The 19196-nt window shown below is 63.0% G+C and carries 18 protein-coding genes; 9 read left to right on the top strand and 9 right to left on the bottom strand.

Annotated elements, in window-relative coordinates; all coding sequences use genetic code 11:
- The first annotated feature begins 10 nt into the window (after positions 1 to 10).
- The 3 genes from MRBLMU1_RS07305 to MRBLMU1_RS07295 all read left to right on the top strand — a co-directional run bounded on the left by MRBLMU1_RS07305 (position 11) and on the right by MRBLMU1_RS07295 (position 1905).
- Positions 11 to 490, top strand: coding sequence for a nucleoside deaminase (locus MRBLMU1_RS07305; RefSeq protein WP_363499204.1), 480 nt, complete (start codon positions 11 to 13; stop codon positions 488 to 490).
- Positions 491 to 647: 157 nt separating this feature from the next.
- Positions 648 to 1232: a hypothetical protein gene (locus MRBLMU1_RS07300; RefSeq protein ID WP_363499201.1), complete on the top strand. Its 585-nt coding sequence runs from the start codon at positions 648 to 650 to the stop codon at positions 1230 to 1232.
- A gap of 259 nt (positions 1233 to 1491) precedes the next feature.
- Positions 1492 to 1905, top strand: coding sequence for an EF-hand domain-containing protein (locus MRBLMU1_RS07295; protein WP_363499198.1), 414 nt, complete (start codon positions 1492 to 1494; stop codon positions 1903 to 1905).
- A 23-nt stretch (positions 1906 to 1928) separates the two neighbouring features.
- Here MRBLMU1_RS07295 and MRBLMU1_RS07290 read toward each other — a convergent pair whose 3' ends face one another.
- The 5 genes from MRBLMU1_RS07290 to MRBLMU1_RS07270 all read right to left on the bottom strand — a co-directional run bounded on the left by MRBLMU1_RS07290 (position 1929) and on the right by MRBLMU1_RS07270 (position 9052).
- Positions 1929 to 3128, bottom strand: a complete 1200-nt coding sequence (locus tag MRBLMU1_RS07290) for a hybrid sensor histidine kinase/response regulator (protein WP_363499196.1) — start codon at positions 3126 to 3128, stop codon at positions 1929 to 1931.
- Positions 3128 to 3751, bottom strand: coding sequence for a chemotaxis protein CheB (locus MRBLMU1_RS07285; RefSeq protein WP_363499193.1), 624 nt, complete (start codon positions 3749 to 3751; stop codon positions 3128 to 3130). Before MRBLMU1_RS07285 ends, MRBLMU1_RS07290 begins: the two co-directional genes overlap by 1 nt.
- A gap of 2 nt (positions 3752 to 3753) precedes the next feature.
- Positions 3754 to 4572 carry a CheR family methyltransferase gene (locus tag MRBLMU1_RS07280; RefSeq protein WP_363499190.1) on the bottom strand — a complete coding sequence of 273 codons (819 nt, stop codon included), beginning with the start codon at positions 4570 to 4572 and terminating at the stop codon, positions 3754 to 3756.
- Positions 4573 to 4587: 15 nt separating this feature from the next.
- Positions 4588 to 8133 (bottom strand): response regulator, encoded by a 3546-nt coding sequence (locus tag MRBLMU1_RS07275; RefSeq protein ID WP_363499187.1) that lies wholly within the window; start codon positions 8131 to 8133, stop codon positions 4588 to 4590.
- Positions 8134 to 8245: 112 nt separating this feature from the next.
- Positions 8246 to 9052 (bottom strand): TauD/TfdA dioxygenase family protein, encoded by an 807-nt coding sequence (locus tag MRBLMU1_RS07270; protein WP_363499184.1) that lies wholly within the window; start codon positions 9050 to 9052, stop codon positions 8246 to 8248.
- A gap of 105 nt (positions 9053 to 9157) precedes the next feature.
- Here MRBLMU1_RS07270 and MRBLMU1_RS07265 point away from each other — a divergent pair, with 105 nt between their 5' ends.
- Entirely contained in the window at positions 9158 to 10063 is a 906-nt protein-coding gene (locus MRBLMU1_RS07265; RefSeq protein ID WP_363499181.1) for a LysR family transcriptional regulator, read from the top strand.
- On the opposite strand, the gene MRBLMU1_RS07260 is transcribed toward MRBLMU1_RS07265, so the two are convergent.
- From MRBLMU1_RS07260 to MRBLMU1_RS07250, 3 genes are read right to left on the bottom strand one after another with little or no spacing between them, the layout of a single operon-like run.
- Positions 10060 to 11061: a hypothetical protein gene (locus tag MRBLMU1_RS07260; protein ID WP_363499178.1), complete on the bottom strand. Its 1002-nt coding sequence runs from the start codon at positions 11059 to 11061 to the stop codon at positions 10060 to 10062. The two genes, MRBLMU1_RS07265 and MRBLMU1_RS07260, sit on opposite strands and share 4 nt — an antisense overlap.
- Entirely contained in the window at positions 11058 to 11585 is a 528-nt protein-coding gene (locus MRBLMU1_RS07255) for a (2Fe-2S)-binding protein (protein ID WP_363499175.1), read from the bottom strand. The genes MRBLMU1_RS07260 and MRBLMU1_RS07255 overlap by 4 nt, the downstream gene beginning before the upstream one ends.
- Positions 11582 to 14227 carry a xanthine dehydrogenase family protein molybdopterin-binding subunit gene (locus MRBLMU1_RS07250; RefSeq protein WP_363499172.1) on the bottom strand — a complete coding sequence of 882 codons (2646 nt, stop codon included), beginning with the start codon at positions 14225 to 14227 and terminating at the stop codon, positions 11582 to 11584. Before MRBLMU1_RS07250 ends, MRBLMU1_RS07255 begins: the two co-directional genes overlap by 4 nt.
- 149 nt (positions 14228 to 14376) lie before the next feature.
- On the opposite strand from MRBLMU1_RS07250, the gene MRBLMU1_RS07245 reads away from it, so the two are divergent.
- Entirely contained in the window at positions 14377 to 15147 is a 771-nt protein-coding gene (locus tag MRBLMU1_RS07245) for a substrate-binding periplasmic protein (RefSeq protein ID WP_363499169.1), read from the top strand.
- A gap of 25 nt (positions 15148 to 15172) precedes the next feature.
- Here the strand turns inward: MRBLMU1_RS07245 and MRBLMU1_RS07240 are convergent, their stop codons facing one another.
- The gene (locus tag MRBLMU1_RS07240) at positions 15173 to 15544 is read right to left on the bottom strand and encodes a DUF4148 domain-containing protein (RefSeq protein ID WP_363499166.1); all 372 of its coding nucleotides are present in this window, start codon (positions 15542 to 15544) and stop codon (positions 15173 to 15175) included.
- 613 nt (positions 15545 to 16157) lie between these two features.
- Between MRBLMU1_RS07240 and MRBLMU1_RS07235 the strand changes: the two genes are divergently transcribed.
- The 4 genes from MRBLMU1_RS07235 (at position 16158) to MRBLMU1_RS07220 (ending at position 19154) form a co-directional block, all read left to right on the top strand.
- Positions 16158 to 17927 carry a DUF262 domain-containing protein gene (locus MRBLMU1_RS07235; RefSeq protein ID WP_363499163.1) on the top strand — a complete coding sequence of 590 codons (1770 nt, stop codon included), beginning with the start codon at positions 16158 to 16160 and terminating at the stop codon, positions 17925 to 17927.
- An 89-nt stretch (positions 17928 to 18016) separates the two neighbouring features.
- On the top strand, positions 18017 to 18331 hold the full coding sequence (locus MRBLMU1_RS07230) for a DUF1153 domain-containing protein (RefSeq protein ID WP_363499160.1): 315 nt from the start codon (positions 18017 to 18019) through the stop codon (positions 18329 to 18331).
- Between the two features lie 35 nt (positions 18332 to 18366).
- A complete protein-coding gene (locus MRBLMU1_RS07225; RefSeq protein ID WP_363499157.1) occupies positions 18367 to 18543 on the top strand; it encodes a hypothetical protein in 177 nt (58 codons plus the stop codon).
- Between the two features lie 2 nt (positions 18544 to 18545).
- A complete protein-coding gene (locus MRBLMU1_RS07220; RefSeq protein WP_363499154.1) occupies positions 18546 to 19154 on the top strand; it encodes an IS3 family transposase in 609 nt (202 codons plus the stop codon).
- Positions 19155 to 19196: the final 42 nt, after the last annotated feature.

The following is a 19196-nucleotide window of genomic DNA, read 5'->3' as shown; positions in this document are numbered from 1 at the left end:
AAGGAACGATATGACGACACCAACCGCGCAAGACCACGAATTTCTCACCCGCGTACTGGCGCTGGCGCAGCGCTCGCGCGACGAGGGCCACCACCCGTTCGCGGCCATGGTGGTCGCCGCCGACGGCAGCGTCATCGCCGAGGCGATGAACGCCTCCAGCAGCGACCGCACCGCGCACGCCGAGATGAACGCGCTGCGCATGGCGTCGCAGCGTTACAGCCCCGCGCAGTTGGCCGGCGCCACCCTGTACGCCAACGCCGAACCGTGCGCGATGTGCGCCGGCGGCACCTACTGGAGTGGCGTCGGCCGCGTCGTTTATGCGATGTCGGAAGCGAGCCTGCTGGAACTGACCGGTAGCGATCCCGAAAATCCGACCTTGTCGCTGCCGTGCCGCGACGTCTTCGCGCGGGGCCAGCGTCCGACCGAGGTCATCGGTCCGCTGCGCGAAGAGGAGGCGCGTGTCGCCCACGCCGGTTTCTGGCGCAAATAGCAGGGCACAAAAACGAGATGTGAGGGCAAGTTTCTCAGCGCGTCCTGCCTATTTTTAAGGTAGTGACTTCGTTGATGCACCTTAAAGCTGAGCGTGCGCGACGGTCTAGTCTTGAAGCCATGCAGGCCGGTCCGGTCTGCCTTTTCAAGGAGTCGCCATGTTCTCACTTAACCTTCCCAAACTCTTAGCGTCGCGCGTCATGCGCCCCCTGGCCCTGCTGGCCATCGCCGCGCTGGCCGCACCTGGCGCCGCGCTGGCCAACAGCAACTGGACGTCGGTCGGCTCGACCGGTATCGTCGATGAATCGTGCTACTTCGCCGTACAGATGGAAAACTTCGAGGCGAGGTTGATGCCCGGCCTGCTGGTCCCCTGCAAGGTACGCTACCAGGTCACCGACACCTATGGCACCCCCGGGGGCCTGGTGCCGGCGCGCGCCCTGTTCGCGCACATCCGTGACACCAACATCAGTCCGGGGCGGGTCACGGCGCGCCTGCTCGCCTATCCCATCGCGGGCGGCGCGCCGGTCTCGGTGGCATTCATCGACAGCGACGCGCCCGGCCCCATCCCCGCCCCTCTGCCGAACGGGTTCAGGGAGTACCGCAACCCCACCACCTGCATCGGCGCTTTCAACCTCAATTTCTCGTTGAACAGCTATTGGATCGAGGTCGATCTGATTCCCGCGGTGCTCCCCGCCTTACCGGGGCCGCTGGCGATCGGCATGCTCCAGATACGCAATTGCTAATCCAGTAGGTCGCCGCCGAAGGCGGCGCCGCAATGGCGCCGCCCCTCCCCGTTCGACACCGCCAATTAATGCCTTCTGGCATACATTGCACACTTACCGATTAAACAAAATTTCCCTTCAAAACAAAGACTTACGTCCTCGAAATGATGTTTCCTGGCGACAAAATCGCACCGCACAATAGAAGGTGTTTGATTAATCCGCGCATTCGGATCAAAGTGTCAACCTGAGCCGTGCATCGATCGATGGCGGGGAGACAACCATGAACCTTTTGCATCCAATCCTACTGACAGCCCTGCTGGCCACGGCCAGCGCCGGCGCCCAAACCCCGCAAGCGGAAACGCCGGCGCCCGCCGTCCGGGCGGCGTCCGCCGCAGGCATGTCCACGCCCTATTCGGATTCGTACGTGCCGCGCTCGATGCGCCAGCCGCAGCGCGACATCGCGCCGGGGCCGGTGCTGCTGCGCTACACCGCGGTGCAAAAGCTGAAGAAACGTTTCGAGGACGCCGACACCGACCACAGCGGCACGTTGAGCCGCGAAGAGGCGCGCCAGGCGGGCCTGGGCGTGGTCGACAAGAACTTCGACAGCATCGACACCGCGCAGCGCGGCAACGTCAGCTTCGACGACCTGAACGCCTATCTGATCCAGCGCCGCGAGGAGTCCGGCTCGCGCTGAACCGCGCCGCCGCCAACGGTCCTTTACGCCGGCGGCGCGTCCCTGCGCGGCAACGTCAGGCTGAACACCGCGCCCTCGCCCGGCACGCTGGCCACCGTCAGCGTGCCCTCGTGCACCTCGGCCAGCTCGCGCGAGATATACAAGCCCAGCCCCAGGCCCGACGGCACCTCGTTGCCGACGCCGCGCTCGTACGGTTCAAAGATTTTCTGCTGCTGATCGGGCGCGATGCCCGGCCCCTGGTCGCGCACCTCGACCCGCACCGCATCCTGCCCGACCACCAGCGACACCGCCACCGGCTGCTGCGCGCCGTAGCGCAGCGCGTTGGTCAGCAGGTTGACGACGATCTGCTCGATGCGGAACTCGTCCCACCAGCCGCTGACCGGCGTGTCGGCGTCCAGGCTGATCGTGCAGCCGGCCGTGGTGGCCTGCGGCGTCAGGTCGTGCACCACCCGCCGCAGCAGGCCCGACAGCTCGACCCAGCCCGGCCGCAGCGACAGCTTGCCGCTGCGGATGCGCGAGACGTCGAGCATGTCGTCGATCAGGCGGATGATGCTCTGGATCTGGCGGTCGTCGCGCGCCACCATGCGCTGCAGCTGCTCGGCGCCGAAGGCGGCCATGTTGCCGCGCTCGAGCTGCATCTTGCGCAGCTGCGTCTCCAGATACAAGGTGTTGAGCGGCGTGCGCATCTCGTGCGACACCATCGACATGAACTCGTCGCGCATCGACAGCGCCCGCTGCAGCTGCGTCTGCGCCGCGTTCAGTTCGGCCAGCGTGGCCTCCTGCTTCTGCCGCGCCAGCTCCAGCGCCTGCACCTGGCGCCGCGTGGCCTCGCGCTGCTCGTACAGCGCGACGAAGACCTCGACCTTGCTGCGCACGGCGCGCGAGTCGAGCGGCTTGTACAGCACGTCGACGGCGCCGGCCTCGTAACCCTTGAACGAGTAATTGAGTTCCTTGCCGGCGGCGGTGACGAAGACGATGGGGATTTGCCGGGTGCGCTCGGTGCCGCGCATCAGCTCGGCCAGTTCGAAGCCGTCCATGCCGGGCATCTGCACGTCGAGGAAGGCCATCGCGAAGTCGTGCTGCAGCAGCAAGGCGAGCGCCTCCTCGCCGGAGCCGGCCTGGAAGATCTCGCGCCCGGCGCCGCGGATGACGGCGTTGAGCGCCTGCAGGTTTTCCGGCAGATCGTCGACGATCAGCAGTTTGGTCGGGTGCTCGGCTTGCATTAATTATTCTCCAGCATCAACAGCATTGTGTGTATCGCGTCCAGGGGCAGGATCAGGTCCGGCGCCCGAAGACGGATTGCTTCTTTCGGCATCGTGGCCACCTCGGCCTCGTCCGGGTCCTGCACCACGGTCAGGCCGCCGGCGCGGCCGATGGCGGCCAGGCCGGCGGCGCCGTCCTGATTGGCGCCGGTCAATAAAATGCCCAGCAAAGCCGGGCCGTAGGCGTCCGCCGCCGATTCCATGAGGAAATCAATCGCGGGGCGCGCGAAGTGCAGCGGCGCCTCGCAGCTGAGCGAAAAGCTGCGGTCCGACTCAACCGACAAATGGTAGCCGGAACCGCCGAAATACAGCGTCCCGGATGACAGCGGCTCCTTGTCGCCGGCCTCGCATACGCGCAGCGCCATGCGCTGGCGGAACACCTCGGCCAGCTGGCTTTGGCGGTTCTCCGGCAGGTGCAGCAGCGCCACCAGCGGCCGGCCGTAACCGGCGGGCAGGCCGGGCAGCAGCTTGAGCAGCGCGCCCACGCCGCCGGCCGAAGCGCCGATCACCACCGCCTCGATCTTGCGGCCGGCCAGCGCGGCGGCGATCGCCCGCGTGGCCGGCGAACTCTGTGGCGCATTCATCTCTAACGCTTCCTGAACAGCCGCTCACGCTTTTGCACCGGTTCGAAACTGGGCGCGTAGGCGGAAAAATCGATGCTTTCCTTGCTGCCGAGGCCGAGAAAACCGCGATGGCACAACGATTCGTGGAACAGCCCGAAGGCGCGCTCCTGTAGCCTCTTCTTAAAGTAGATCATCACGTTGCGGCAGCTGATCAAGTGGGTCTCGGCGAACACGGCGTCGGTTGCCAGGCTGTGGTCGGCGTAGGTGACGTTCTCGCACAGCGAACTGTCGAACAAGGCCGCATTATAGGCCGCCGTGTAGTAGTCGGAAAAGCTGCGCGTGCCGCCGGCGGCCTGGTAGTTGGCCGTGTATTCGCGCATGGCGTCGAGCGGGAACACGCCCTTGCGCGCCTTCTCCAGCGACTGCGGATTGATGTCGGTGGCGTAGATCATGCTGCGCTCGAGCAAGCCCTCCTCCTTGAGCAGGATCGCCATCGACACCACCTCCTCGCCGGTGCTGCAACCGGCGATCCAGATCTTCAGCGACGGATAGGTGCTCAGCACCGGCATGACCTGCTCGCGCAGCGCCTTGAAATAGCTGGGGTCGCGGAACATCGACGTCACCGGGATCGTCAGGTATTGCAGCAGCTGGCTGAACGCGGCCGGCTCGTGCATGATGCGCGCCTGCAGCGCCGAGATGCTGGCGCAATCCATTTCCTTGAGCGCATGCAGCACGCGGCGCTTCTGCGAGGCGCCGGTGTAGTCGCGGAAATCGTAGCTGTACTTCATGTAGATGGCTTCCATCAACACTTTGAGCTCGATGTCGGTGTCGCTATGTTGCATGCGCTCTCCTTCCCATCATGCGCCGCGCTCGCCGTTGGGCATCCACACCCGCAGCAGGGAATACAGGCGCGACAGGTCGATCGGCTTGGCCAGGTAATCGCTGGCGCCGGCCGCCAGGCACTGCTCCTGGTCGTCCTTCATCGCCTTGGCGGTGATGGCGATGATCGGCAGGCGGGCGAAGCGGGCGTCGGCGCGGATGTGGCGCGTCGCCTCCAGGCCGTCCATGCCCGGCATCATCACATCCATCAGCACCAGGTCGATGTCGGGATTCTGGTCGAGTTTTTCGATCGCCTCGAAGCCGTTGCGGCCCACCTCGACCAGCACGCCCTTCTGCTCCAGCGCGCTGGTCAGCGCGAAGATGTTGCGCACGTCGTCGTCGACCAGCAGGATGCGGCGGCCTTCGAACACGCGGTCGCGCGAGCGCACGGTGCGCAGCATGGTCTGGCGCTCGGACGACAGGTCGGCCTCGACCTTGTGCAGGAACAGCGTCACCTCGTCGAGCAGGCGCTCCGGCGAACGGGCGCCCTTGATGATGATCGAGCGCGAATACTTGTGCAGGTCGGCCTCCTCGGCGCGCGACAGGTTGCGGCCGGTGTAGACGATCACCGGCGGGAACGCCGCCAGCTGCTCGCCGGCCATGCGCTGCAACAGCTCGTTGCCCTGCATGTCGGGCAGCTTCAGGTCGATGATCATGCAATCGAACACGGTGGTGCGCAGCAGCGCCAGCGCCTCCTCGCCGCTGCCGACGTCGACGATGTCGACATCGTCGTCGGAGATCAGCCGCACCACGCTGTCGCGCTGGCGGTCGTCGTCCTCGACCAGCAGCACGCGCTTGATCTTTTGCGTCAGCTTGGTTTCGATGCGGCGGAACACTTCCATCAACTGCTCGCGCGTGGTCGGCTTGAGCGCGAAACCGATCGCGCCCAGGTGCAGCGCGGCCTCGCCGGCGTCCGTGCCGGACACCACGTGCACCGGGATGTGACGGGTCTGCGCGTCGTCCTTGAGCAGCTGCAGCACCGACAGGCCGGAACGGTCGGGCAGGCGGATGTCGAGCAGCACCGCGTTGGGGCGGTGCAGACGGGCCAGTTCCAGGCCCTCGTCGGCGTCGAACGCGACCAGGCAGCGGTATTGTTTTTCGTGGGCGAGATCGTAGAGGATGCGGGCGAAGGCGGGATCGTCCTCGATCACCAGCACCGAGCGGGCGTTGTCCACGCCCGGCGGCAATTGGTCGCGGTCATCGTCGAAGGCACGCACGCGCGGCGGCGCTTCTTCTTTATCGGCGCCGTGGCCTTGGGACGCGGGCGGCGACGTCGCGGCGATGGCCAGGCCGAGCGACGTGGCCGCGTAGGCGCCGACGCCGCCATTGTCATCCATGGCGGCCGGCGCGCTGGCGCTGCCGACGCGCGGCCCCGGCTCCGGCGCGGTCCAGCGCAGCGGCATGGTCAGGGTGAAGCAGCTGCCCTTGCCCGGCTCGCTGACCAGGCTGATCGCCCCGCCCAGCAGATGCGCCAGGTCGCGCGAGATCGACAGACCCAGGCCGGTGCCGCCGTACTTGCGGCTGGTGGTGCCGTCGGCCTGCTGGAAGGCGTTGAAAATGCCTTGCTGGTCTTCCTGGCGGATGCCGATGCCGGTGTCCTGCACCGAGAAGCCGACCGCGCCGTCGCCGGCGCCGTGCACGGCCAGCGTGATCTGGCCGCTGCTGGTGAACTTGAGCGCGTTCGACAGCAGGTTCTTGAGGATCTGCTCCAGGCGCTGGCGGTCGGTGACCATGTGCGTGGCGAGGTCGTCGGCCACCTGCACGTGGAAGGCCAGTTTCTTTTGCTGGGCCAGCGGTTCGAACACCATCGCCATGCCTTCGACCACGTGGCGCAGCGACAACTGCTCCGGCACCAGCTCCAGCTTGCCCGCCTCGACCTTGGAGATGTCGAGGATATCGTTGATCAGGTTCAGCAGGTCGTTGCCGGCCGAGTAAATCGTGTTGGCGAAGCGCACCTGCTCGTCGTTGAGGTTGCCGGCGGCGTTCTCCGACAGCAGCTTGGCCAGGATCAGCGAGCTGTTCAAAGGCGTGCGCAGCTCGTGCGACATGTTCGCCAGGAATTGCGACTTGTACTGGCTGGCGCGCTCCAGTTCGCGGGCGCGCTCCTCCAGGTCCAGCTGCGCCTTGACCAGCGCGGCGTTTTTCTGGTCCAGCGCGGTGCCCTGCTCGGCCAGTTGCTCGTTGGTCTGTTCCAGCTCAGCCTTCTGGTTCTCCAGGCTGGCCTGCGATTCCTCCAGCACGCGCGACTGTTCCTCCAGCTCCTCGTTGGCGGTGCGCAGTTCCTCCTGCTGCACCTGCAATTCCTCGTTGAGCTGCTGGGTTTCCTCCAGCACTTCCTGCAGGCGCTGGCGCGACTGGCTGGCCTCGATGGCGTTGCCGATGTTGCCCTTGACCAAGGTCAGGAAATCCATGTCGCGCACGGTGATCGGACGCAGCAGGCCGATTTCGATCACGCCGTTGATCTGGCCATCGTTGTCCAGCGGCGCCAGCAGCACGCTGGCCGGCGTCCCCGCGCCCAGGCCGGAGCTGACCTGGATGTAATCGGCCGGCACCCGGTCGAGGCGGATCAGGCGGCGTTCCAGCGCGGCCTGCGCCACCAGGCTCTCGCCGGATTTGAGCTGCTGGTCGCGCTGTTCCCATTCGGCGCTGAAGCCGTAAGATGCCACGCGGCGGAAACTGCCGTCCGGCCCGCGCAAATACAGCGCGCCGACCACCGCGTTCATGTAGCGCGCCAGGAACTGCAGCAAGGTCGACGACAGTTGCGGCAAGGCCAGCTGGCCGATGCCCTGCTGCGCCAGCTCGCTCTGGCCGGTGCGCAGCCAGGCCTGCTGCTGCAACAGATCGGCATGCTCGGTGTGCTGGCGCAGCACATCGTTATAGGTCTTCGACAGGCCGAGCAGCTCGCGCCGCCCGAACCAGGCCAGCGCGCCGCCCACGCCCAGGGTCAGCACCAGATACACCACCGCCACCAGCGAGGTCACGCTGCGCGCCGAGGCGTTGCGATCCTGGCGCATGCGCATCTCGACCTCGAGGAAGGCGTCGAGCTGGCGGCGGATCTCGTCGAACTGGTTCTTGCCGCGTCCGGTCTTGACCGGTCCGGTCACGTCGCCATTGGCGGCGCGCAGCCGTATCATTTCCTGCGCGTATAAATCCCATTGCTTGTGCTGGGCCTCGATCAGGCGCAGGCGGTCGAGCTGGGCGGGGTTGTCCTCCACCAGCTTCGCCAGGCTGGCGAGGCTGGAGACCACCTTCGGCTTGGCCAGCACGTACGGTTGCAGGAAGGATTCCTCGCCGGCCAGCATGTAGCCGCGCAGACCGGTCTCCATATCGACCATTTCCTTGCTGATCTCGCTGGCGTTGCCGATCACGCGCTCGCTGTGCTCGACCCAGTTCATGGTCGTGACCAGATACACCAGCAGCACAACGAACACGCCGGCACTGACGACGCCGGCCGCCAGCGGCAAGGTGATGTTTCGGGCGAGAATGCGACGAAAAGCGACGTCGTCGAGCGTTTTAGTAGGCATGACGCGGACCAAGATAACCGGGGAAGCAAGAGTTTATCTCAAATACAAGCTTAACCGGAGCGCCACTCCAACCGTGCGTGGGGGAAATAACATAGTCCCCACGCACATGTTGCTATGCCGCCGGGACCGCCGCCGCCATCGGCGCAGGCGCCGGTGTGGGATCGTGCCAGATCACGCCGTCGGCGCGCACCGTGGTGCGGTTGAGGATGCGGCGCGACTGCGGACCGATCGGCGTCGCCTTGTGCGCCACGTGCAGGTTGTCGGCCACCACCACGTCGCCCGGCAGCCAATGGTGGCGGTAGGTGGCGCCGTCGCGGGAATAGTGGCGGTCGACCGCCTGCATCAACGCTTGCGAACGGTCCGGACCATATCCCAGCACGCCGCCCGTCAATCCCACATTCAGGTACAGCGCGGGAATGCCGGTTTTCGGATGCTTGAGCACCAAAGGATGGACCACGCCGTTGCGATGCGCGGTGTCGAGGCCGTCGAACTCTTGCTTGATCTCGTCCTGCAACTCGGCGTAGGCGCGCTGCAGGTCCGTGAACAGCGTATCGCCGCCCTCGCTGGCCTGCGCCACCGAGTACCAGAAGCTGATCGGCGTCGGGTCGGCGCGGAACGAGCCGTCCGAGTGCCAGTAGCGGCCCACCTCGACATGGCCGTCCTCGGGCCGGCTGGCGACCCGGAAAATTTCCTCGAAGCCGTTCAGCTGGCCGCGCATGGTCGGGAAGGTCTCCAAGGTGCCGAACAAGCCGGTCGCGGCGATTTGTTCCTGCGGCGTCAAGGTCTGGTCGCGGATGACCAGCAGGCCGTGCTCGAGCAACGCCGAACGCAGCAGCCGGGCCGTGCCGGGACCGACGTTGCGCAAATCCAAACCTTCGATGGTGGCGCCAAAGCCGACCGGGAGCGGGGTGATATTCATATGGCCTCCTAAGCCTGAGATGTATGAAATCAATATATAGGCGCCACCCGCTGATGATAATATGACCGAGTTCGCATACACCTTTGCGCAGGACGCAACGCCGCCATGGACAGATTCGCCGAACTGAAAGCTTTTTGCCTGGTCGCCAGCAATGGCGGTTTTTCGGCCGCCGCGCGCCAGCTAGGCGTGGCCACCTCGTCGGTGACACGGCTGGTGGACGCGCTGGAGCGGCGCTTGGGCGCGCCGCTGCTGAACCGCTCGACCCGCAACATCAGCTTGACCGACAGCGGCCGCGCCTACGTCGAACATGCCACGCAAATCCTGGCCGCGCTGGATGAGGCCGACGACGCCGCCGCCGGCCGCGACGCCGAGCCCAGCGGCATGCTGCGCATCGCCGCGCCGGTCACGTTAGCGGTGCGCTATATCGCCCCGCTGCTGCCCGAGTTCGCGCGCCGCCATCCCAAGGTCGCGCTGGATGTGCGGCTCAGCGACAACTTCATCAACCTGGCCGAGGAGGCGGTCGACGTCGCCATCCGCATCGGCAGTCCGCAGCAGCAACCGAACCTGATCGCGCGCGAACTGGCGACGCACAAGCGGCATATTTGCGCCAGTCCCGCCTATCTCGCCACGCACGGCGCGCCGCGAACGCCGGCCGAGCTGGCGCAACACAATTGCCTGCAGTTTTCCTACGGCGCCAACCGCCACAGCTGGCGCTTGCGGCGCGACGGCCGGCAGGTGGACATCGACGTGCACGGCAGCCTGAACGTGAACAACTCGGAAATGCTGCGCCAGGCGGCGCTGGGAGGCATGGGCCTGGTACTGCTGGCCGACTGGCTGATCCGCGGCGACCTGGCCGCGGGCACCTTGGTGCCGGTGCTGCCGGAGTACGACGCCAACCCCGGCGACATGGATGTGGTGATCCACGCGGTGTATCCGGCCAGCCGGCGCGGCTCGGCCAAGATCCGCATCTTCACCGACATGCTGGCGGCGGCCCTGGAAGGCGCGGATTAACGCTTGGGTGGCGTGACGATCGGCTTGATCGTGCAAATCGGATTCTTCGGATCGGCGCAGCACGTCAACAGCTGGTTCAGCGATTCCAGGTTAGCCTGCTCCCAGAACTCCTTGCTTTGATCGTTATTGACCGGCATCCAGTGGCTCAACGGATAACTGTTGGCCCGCGCGTTGCCGTCCTTGGCCGGTATCCTGCCGGCCGCCATCGGCACGAACTGCGAGCAGCTGGCCTGGTCGCCGATGCGGTGGCAACCGACACAGGTGTTGTCGCGCGTGCTGATGCTGTTCGAATGCCACTGCGCGAACTCCTTGCCGATGTTGCTGTAGCGGCCCAGCGGATCGGCCGGCAACAGATACTTGAGCTGGCCGATCCACGGGCTGTACATGAAGGGATCGGCGTCATGGCAACTCAGGCAGTTCTTCGACGCGGTGGCCGCTGGCGCCCACCAGAACTGGCCGGCGGAGATGCGTTGCGGCGGCGGCGCCTTTTCGTTGGGCGGCGGCACGCGCGAGGCGTCGAGGCCGGTCTTCTGGCCCGGCTTGCCCTCGGCGTGGAACCAGCAGGTGTCGCCGGTGTCGACATTGTGGGCGACGATGTCGACCTCGTCGAAGAACTTGCTGTTCGGATCACGCAACTGCTCGCGCCGGCACATGGCCGAGATCTGCGTCTTGCCGTAGGACAGATTCAGCAACCGGGAATACGGCGTGCACTGGCCGAACGAATCGCCGCCATACGGCAGCAGCGCCGGGCGGTCGCACGTCATGCCCGGCTTGTACTCCGCCGGGGTCTTGCCGTCGACGGTGATCGGCACGATGGTGCCGTCCAAACAGTTGAAGGCCGGAATCTGGCCGATCATGTCGGCGCAGACCTGGCCGTACTCGACGGCGCTTTGCTTGCTGTATTTGCCGACGGCGGCCTTGGGCGCGGCCTGCGCCATACCCACCGTGGCGGCCAGCAACAGCGCCGGAATCAGCGACACCATTGTGGACAGGCTCATGATTTCACCCCGCCACCTTGCGTGTAGGGCAGCGCCACCTTGCGGATCGCCTCCATATAGCGCACGTAGCCGGTGCAACGGCACAGATTGCCACCGACCCAAGTCTCGATCACCTCGTCGAGCTGCGATGCCGGCACCGGCGCGCGCTTCAGGTGCGACAGCATGGCCGTGGCCGCCATCAGGAATCCGGGCGCACAGTAGCCGCACTGGAAGGAGAAATTCTCCAGGAAGGCTTGCTGCAACGGCGCCAGCGCCTGTTCCGAACCCAGGCTTTCGACCGTGTAGATCGACATGTTCTCGACCGCGCTGACGGACGTGGAGCAGGACAGTGTTTTTTCCAGTACCTCGTCGCCGCCCTCGCGGGTGGCGACGGTGCAGGCGCGGCAGACGCCGATACCGCAACAGAATTTGGTGCCGGTCAGGTCCTGGCGCTCATGCAGAAAATCGATCAGCGCCATGTCGGCATCGCCGGCGTCGGCCTGCACGGGTTTGTCGTTGATGTGGAAACGGATCGGTTGTGTCATTTCAGGGACTCCAGGACGGCGCGCGCGGTCACCGGCGTCGTCGTATAGCGTTTGCCGCCGGTGGCCATCGCCAGCGCGTTCAGGATGGAAGGACCGATCGGGCACATCACCGCCTCGGCGATGCCGCGCGCGGTGGTTTCGCCCGGCGCCGGCGGCAACACGATCAATTCCTGTTGCGGAATATCGGTCGAACGCGCGATGGCGTAGCGGTTCAGGTTCCAGGTGCCGTTGCCCGGCCCGGTGCGGTCGTTCGGACAATGCTCGAGCAACACGTTCCCCAGCGCCATCGCGATCGCCCCCTGCGACTGGCCGGACACCATCTGCGGGCAATGCTGGACGCCGGCGCTGAGCACCGAGACCACCGACTCGACCGCGATCACGCCGGTGCGCGGCTCGATCGTGGCCGCCACCAGCGAACCGCAAGGCGCGTAGGTGGTGCGGCCGAACCGGAAGTTGATGGACGGCGGATTGGCCACCTGGCCGCGCGGGACCGGCTGCAAGGTGTCGACCGTCAGGCCCATGGCGATATAGTCGAGCGGCAAAGTCGCCGCGCCGCTGCGGAAGGTGAACGGGGCCGTGGCGAAGCCGCCGACATAGCTGGCATGCACCACCGCCACCATCGGCAGCCGCATGCGCGTGGCCTGCTTGACCAGCGCCGACCACGGCAGCGACTTCACGCCCTCCGCGTGCAGCCGGTTGTCCTTCCAGCGCAACGCGGCGGCGGGCACCTCCCTGCCCCAAATGGCGTTGGCCGCCGGCAGCAATGTCTGCAAAACCAGCGCCAGTCCGGCCTGCTCCACCACGTGGTATTGGTAGAAGGCGCCCAGGCAGGCGCTGGCCGAGCCGGACGCCTTGAGCACGTAGTTCTGCGGCACGGGCGCGGGCGGTTTTGGCAAGGTGGTGGTCAGGTTGAGTGTATCGAACAATTGGGTCTCGCCCATGTTGATGCTGTTGGCGTTGCGTCCGAGGTATGACGCCGGCGCCAGCCCGAGCGCGGTGGCCGCGCCGTTGCCCATGTCGATGTAGGGCGTGTAGATGGTGATGGTGCCGGTGGGCTCGATCTGCACGGCGCCGAACATGCCGTCGCCGGAGGTGCCGTAGGCCTCGTTCGATAGCGCGAAACCGACGCCGTACAACAGTCCCTGGCGCTGTTTGGCCTGCTGCGTCAGCTTGCGGTTTTGCCACAGCGGATGCCGCTCCAGACGCTGCAGCATCTCTTCCAGTTGCAGGTCCTGCAGGATCGGCGCGCCCGTCACGGTAGCGCCACGGCCCTTGCCCAGCAGGTTGCGCCGGCGCAGCTCGAAGGGATCGATGTTGAGCGCCTGCGACGCTTCGTCGAGCAGGGTCTCGATCGCCATGAAGGCTTGCGGGCCGCCGAAGCCGCGCTGCGAACCGCCCATCAGTTGCGGCGTTTGCATCGACCTGGCGTTGGCGATCGCGCGCGGGATGTTGTAGCAGCTCATGGAACTGAGCGCGGCCAGTTGCGCCACGAACGGCGTCAGGTTCATCTGGTCGCCGCCATTGAGCGTGAAATCGCAGCGCAGCGCCTGGATCTTGCCGTTGGCGTCCACCGCCAGGGTCTCGCTGAAATCCGTCTCGCACCGCTTCAGGCCGACCTGGAACTGCTCGAAGCGGCTTTGCGCCCAGCGCAGCGGCCCGCTCGAGAACGGCGCGGCCAGGGCCAGGTACATCGAGAACAGCGACGAATCGCGCCCGCCGAAACCGCCGCCGGGGTAGCACGACAGCAAATCGATGTCCTTCACCGGGTAGGCGCTGCCGTCGAAGATGTCGGCCGCGTTGCGCAGGTCGCCGCTGGGCGACTGCGTGCCCAGCACCAGGTTCAGCTGCTGGGTGGCCGGGTCGTACCACGCCATGCCCGACTCCGGCTCCATGAACATCGGATCGATGGTCTGCGTGTAGAACCGGCGCGTGAAGGTCGGCCAGGTCTTGCCGTCGATCGCCGCCGAGATGCCGGCGGACACGGCGTCCTTGTTCGCCGCGTAGTTCGGCGTGTAGACGTAGTTGAAATTCTTGGCGTCGTCCCGGATATAACTGGTGACCGGCGTGTAGGTGCCGGTCGCGATGGAGGCCGGCGCGCCGTACTTGATCACGTCCGGATTGAACTGCAGGATTTTGACGGCGCGGCGGTAGGCGTCGAAATTGGCGAAAATCAGCATCGCCACCGGCTGTCCGAAAAAGTCCGCCGGCTTGCCGATGGTGGCCAGGAACGGACTGTTCATGCCGTCGGCCAGTTTCAGCTTTTTGTCGACCAGTGCCTGGGCGTCAATCACCGCCACCGGACGCAGGCCGGCGGGCAGCATGCCCAGGTCGTATCCCGTCACCACCTGGTCGTAGCGGTCGCAGCGCACCGCATACAGGAACTGCTCGTTCTGCGGCCAGTCCTTGAAATCGCGCGCCTTGAAATCTCGCGCGTAGATTTTTTGTCCCAGCACCTTGGGCAGTCCATCGATGCGCCATCGGGCCCGGCCCGGTTCGGGCGCCCAGGCGGGGACTTCAGTCAATCGCGGCCGGGACGCGTTCATCGCCATGCCCGGCAGGCTGGTCACCGACAAACCGACGGTCGCGCCGCTGGCCAATATTTTTAAAAAGGTACGACGTGTCACTTCTGGAGTAATACTCATGATTCCGTTCTCTAGAAACTTACTTCCGCACGCGGAAAGGTCGGGACAGCGACGATATCGGAATTGCCAGTAGGAATTATCGTACCATTAGGGTCAGGCGTGAAAAATCTCGAATTGTCACAACACAAAATTGCAACACCGAGCGGACTATGAAAAGACTGGCAGCGCTGTGCACCCTCGCCTTCGTGAGCTTGACCGCCTTGGCGCGGCCGGACGATCTCGTCGCGGTCTACCAAGGCAGCCGGCCACCTTTCTCGTTCAGTGACGCGCATGGCAAGGCCGAGGGTATCGAAGTGGACGTGGTCACCGAAGCGCTGCGGCGCGCCGGAAGCGGCGTGACGTTTCGCGAGACGCCCAACGTGCGGCTGCTGCCGTTCAGGGAGGGCGACGGCGTCGACCTGGCGGTGAGCGTGCGCGGCAGCGACGGCCGTGGCGTATATTTCTCGGACGAGTTCATCACGTTCCACAACATCGCGATCTCGCGGCGCGACCGGCACATCGTGCTCAAGACGATCGCCGATCTGGACCGCTACACCTTCGCCATCTGGCAAAACGGCTGGCGCGACCTGGGCCCCGCCTTCGAAGCGCGCTACCGGCCGGGCGCTGACGGCCGCTTCCCGTCCAACTATTTCCAGCCCTCCAACCAGCAGGCGCAAAACAAGATGTTCTGGTTCGGCCGGGTCGACGTGATCGTCGTCGACAAGCAAGTCTTCGAGTGGTATCGCAAGCAGTTCAGCACCGAGTTCAACACGCAGGTGGCACTCGACTACCATGCCATTTTCGACGCGACCACCGGCTTCAAGGTAGGCTTCCGCGACCGCGCCCTGCGCGACGCCTTCAACCGCGCGCTGATCGACATGCGCAAGGACCAAACCTACTCGCGCATATTGGCGCGGTACGCGCTGCCTTCGCGGCAATGAACTGCCCGCAGTTGGAAGGGCTCGATCAGAGGCTGGCTTCGCCGGCGAGATGCGGGTTCGCCTGGCGGTAGGCGGCCAACTCGGCACGAACTTGCGCGCGGGTTACCGCCGGCACGGCGGCTTCGGTCTGGAACTGCGGGTATTGTTCACCGCTCGCAAGTTCGCCGCGTTGCTGGGCGAGGCGCAGTTCGGCTCGGACTTCGTCACGGGTTTTAGACGAGACGGCCTCTGGGTTGCCCCCTGCGTAAAGTTCGCCGGAATTCGACGCTTGGCCCGCCGCGACGGCGGCTTTGTATTCGGCGATAACTTGGGCGCGGGTAACTTGAGGAGCTTCCTGGGCGTACACGACAGTGGATGCCAGCAGGGCGATGGAGAGGACGATGGCGACGTTTTTCATGGTATGGCTCCTTAAAGTGTTGGGATGGTGGCTGACTGCGGCATCGTCATATAACTTACGATTGAATCGCTAGCGATCTTTGTGTGGCTTGTTTCGTCCGCAGCGCGCCGATGCATGCACTTTACATAGTGCACGATCTAATAGCAAACAATTTAAACCTATCGGCCCGATAGAAGGAACCTAACCGTAAAGTCTCACTATGATGCTCTGGGCTCGAGACGGATAGAGCCAAGCACTGCTCACTCATTTTTGTGGGAGCTCATTGGGGGAACGCCAAAACTTTCAAGGTTTAATTCTGAGGAGGAAATTCGAAATTCCGGTAGCACTAGCTCGAGCATATAAATACTGACGATGCTAACTCCACGAATGTTTCTGGCGGGAGCACTTGCGCCACTTTCGTTGGCCGAGAAGATTGACATGCCGGCATGTCTATATGGATCGCTCGCGCGGATGGGATCATTTGTTGCTGATAGGTGTGAGATTTAGCGTATTTTGCAGGCCGGCAAGATGCTATCCTTATTTCTGTATGACAAGTAAGTACGCGTTGCTTGCTTGTTCGTTTGAAGAAAATAAAATTTTCCGATCGAGAGCTGAATGGAAGAGGGAAGAATAAATGAATTTTAAGTCAATTAGCGTGCATGAAGCCATGACCATGATATCGAGCGGAAAATTGTTTCTGCCACCGATTCAACGTTCTTTTGTATGGGACCGGGACCGTATTGAAAATCTATTCGACTCACTTTATCGCGACTATCCCATTGGGAACTGCATCTTTTGGAACATGCTGCCTCCAGCGACGAAAAAATATCCCTTGTACGTTTTTACCAAAGAATTCACAGAAAACAAGAAAACCAAAATTCCTAACGAACATGCACCGAAGAACCTGCTGCAGTCAGGAGCATTTTCGGTCGTCGATGGCCAGCAGCGGCTCAGCAGTCTCTATATCGGCCTTCTTGGTAAGTATAAATATAAAATCAGCGGAAAAGGGCGTCAAAATATTGACGCGAATTTTCCCGAATCGCGGCTCTACTTCAATCTGTTCGCTCGCGAGTCCGCTGAATTTGACGAATCCTTTTTCAAGTTCCTCGACGATCATGATTCTGCGCTCTTGACGGACAAAAGCCTGTGGTTCGAGGTTGGCGAGGCGATGAGCTGGAAAACCGAGCGCTACGTTCTCAAGTTTTTCGAAAATAGTCTGCTTCCGCAGGTCGCAGCAACGCGAAAGATGACGCTGATCACCAAAGTTGAAGCAAACAGGGACAAGATCCTGAGTATGTTGGCCGGCATAAGAGACATGCTCCATAAGGAACGTGTCTTCTACTTTGATATCGACAATCAGCAACTAGATGAGGTGGTCGACATCTTCACCAGGATCAATAGCGGTGGGATGACGTTAAAGAAATCGGATTTGCTGTTCTCACTGCTCGTATCGCAATGGCAAGAAGGGCGCGACGAGATTCGAAACCTGGTTCAGTCTATGCAGGATGCTGAAATCAATGTTACTCAGGATTTCGTAATGCGCTGCTGCCTGGTCCTATCAGGGTTGAAGGTCAAGCTTAACCTCGATTCGTTCAAGGCTGACAACATCAAAAAAATCCGGGAGAACTGGCCCCGCATAAAGGAAAGCATGCTGGTCATGTGCAATTTGCTTCCCGACATCGGCTACAACCCCCACCCTAGCTTATCGGAGAACGCACTGGTGCCGATTGCGTACTACATTATGTGCGGCGTGAATTGGAAGAGCGATACCACCAAGAGGCATCTGCGACGATATTACGCGGTGGCGCAGGTTCATGGCGTCTTTGGCGGCCGGAGCGACGAAGTACTGGAGAAGTTCATCGCTGAGGTGAATCGCCAGATGAGTGAAGGCAAGGCGATCGACATCGGCGCACTGATCGGGCTGAAGCTTCCCGGTGGAAAATCAATGAAACTTTCGCTGGAAGAGTTAGGTGACCTGGTCGATGACGCACCTTATGGCAGTCCACGCGCGCGATTTCTTTTGTCGCTCATTTTCCCAGAAATTAAACTGAAAGACGGGAGGTATGAAGTAGATCACATCCATCCGAGAAGAGGTTTTAGCGACAGGAATTTGCGTTCAATCAACGTGAAAGACCAAGCGCGCGTTATTGAGTGGCAGGAGTGGATGCACGACGCTTTGCCCAACCTTCAGCTGCTTGACTATTACGACAACGCCGCAAAGCGTTCGAAGACGATCGTCGAATACATACAGGCAAAGCCAGCGAAGGATCGTAAGGCCTTCGTTAAAGACAATTTGCTACCTGACCTCAACGATTCACTGCTCGAACTGGTAAATTTTGACGCGTTCTACGAGTGGCGAAAAAAGACGTTGGTGAAGAAGCTGAAGCCACACTTTGGCCTGTGAGCTGATCTGTACTAGCCCAAGCCTGACCTGACGAAAACTTGTAACGACCCACTAAATTCCTGCTCACGTCATAGTTGAGGAAATTGACAGTGAGTACAAAGATGGACGAAGAAGTAAAACGCTGGACGGCCAAGCGCAAGAGCGCGCTGGTGCTGGAGATCATCCAAGGTAAAACGACGATCGCGGAAGCGAGCCGCGCGTACAACCTGGCGCCGTCGGAAGTTGAAGCCTGGGTCGACGATAGCAAGCGTGGGATGGAGAACGCGCTGCGCGCCAACCCGCTCGATGTGAGGGAGCAGTACGAACGCCAGATTAAGGAGTTGCAGGAGGCCTATGGCGAAGCGATGTTGGAGCTGCGCGTACGAAAAAAGCTGCAGTCCCTGTTGGGCGAGGACGAGAAGTGATCGAAACGATCCGCCAGGGACTAAAAGAAGATGGGGTGCTCGTATCGGTGAGCAAGCTGTGCAAGTGGCTGGAGGTGCCGCGTCGCACGGCCTACTACAAGCCGACCAAAGCAACGCCGAAGGTCAAGCCAGAGCTCGCCGCGTCCATCAAGGCCATGATCGAGGAATCGCCGTCCTTCGGCTACCGCACGGTGGCCTACCTGTTATGTTAGGCATGAACAAAAACACCGTCCAACGCATTTTCCAGCTCAAGGGATGGCAGGTGCGCAAACGGGCCATCGGCTTTCGTCCGCGCATTCAGTCCCTGCCATCGGTGGCGCAGGCGCCCAACGAGCGTTGGTCAACGGGCATGTGCCGGATCTGGGCGGGCAAGGATGGCTGGGCGACCTTGGCCTTGGTGATCGACTGCCACACCCGAGAACTGCTGGGCTGGCAACTGTCGCGCAGCGGCAAGGCCTGCACGGCCTCAAGCGCGCTGGAACACGCTCTGATTGCCCGCTTTGGCACGCTGGGCCGTGTGCCGGCGCCGTTCCTGCTGCGCAGTGACAACGGTCTGGTCTTCACCAGCCGCAGCTTCACGGCCCTGGTGCGTGGCTATGGCCTCAAGCAGGAACTCATCACGCCGCACTGTCCGCAGCAAAACGGCATGGTGGAACGGGTAATCCGAACTTTGAAGGAACAATGCACGCACCGGCATCGTTTCGAGACTTTGCAGCACGCCAGCCGCGTGATCGGCGACTGGATTCAGTTTTACAACCACAAGCGCCCACATCAGGCGCTGCGGATGCAAACCCCGGCGGCTACTTTTGCATTAGCCGCGTAAGTTGAGCAGATTTCACTGGGTCATTACATCTCGGCACTATGT

Source organism: Burkholderia sp. LMU1-1-1.1 (assembly GCF_040675865.1).
GTDB lineage: Bacteria > Pseudomonadota > Gammaproteobacteria > Burkholderiales > Burkholderiaceae_D > Rugamonas.
This window is presented reverse-complemented; position numbering and strand designations above follow the sequence as displayed.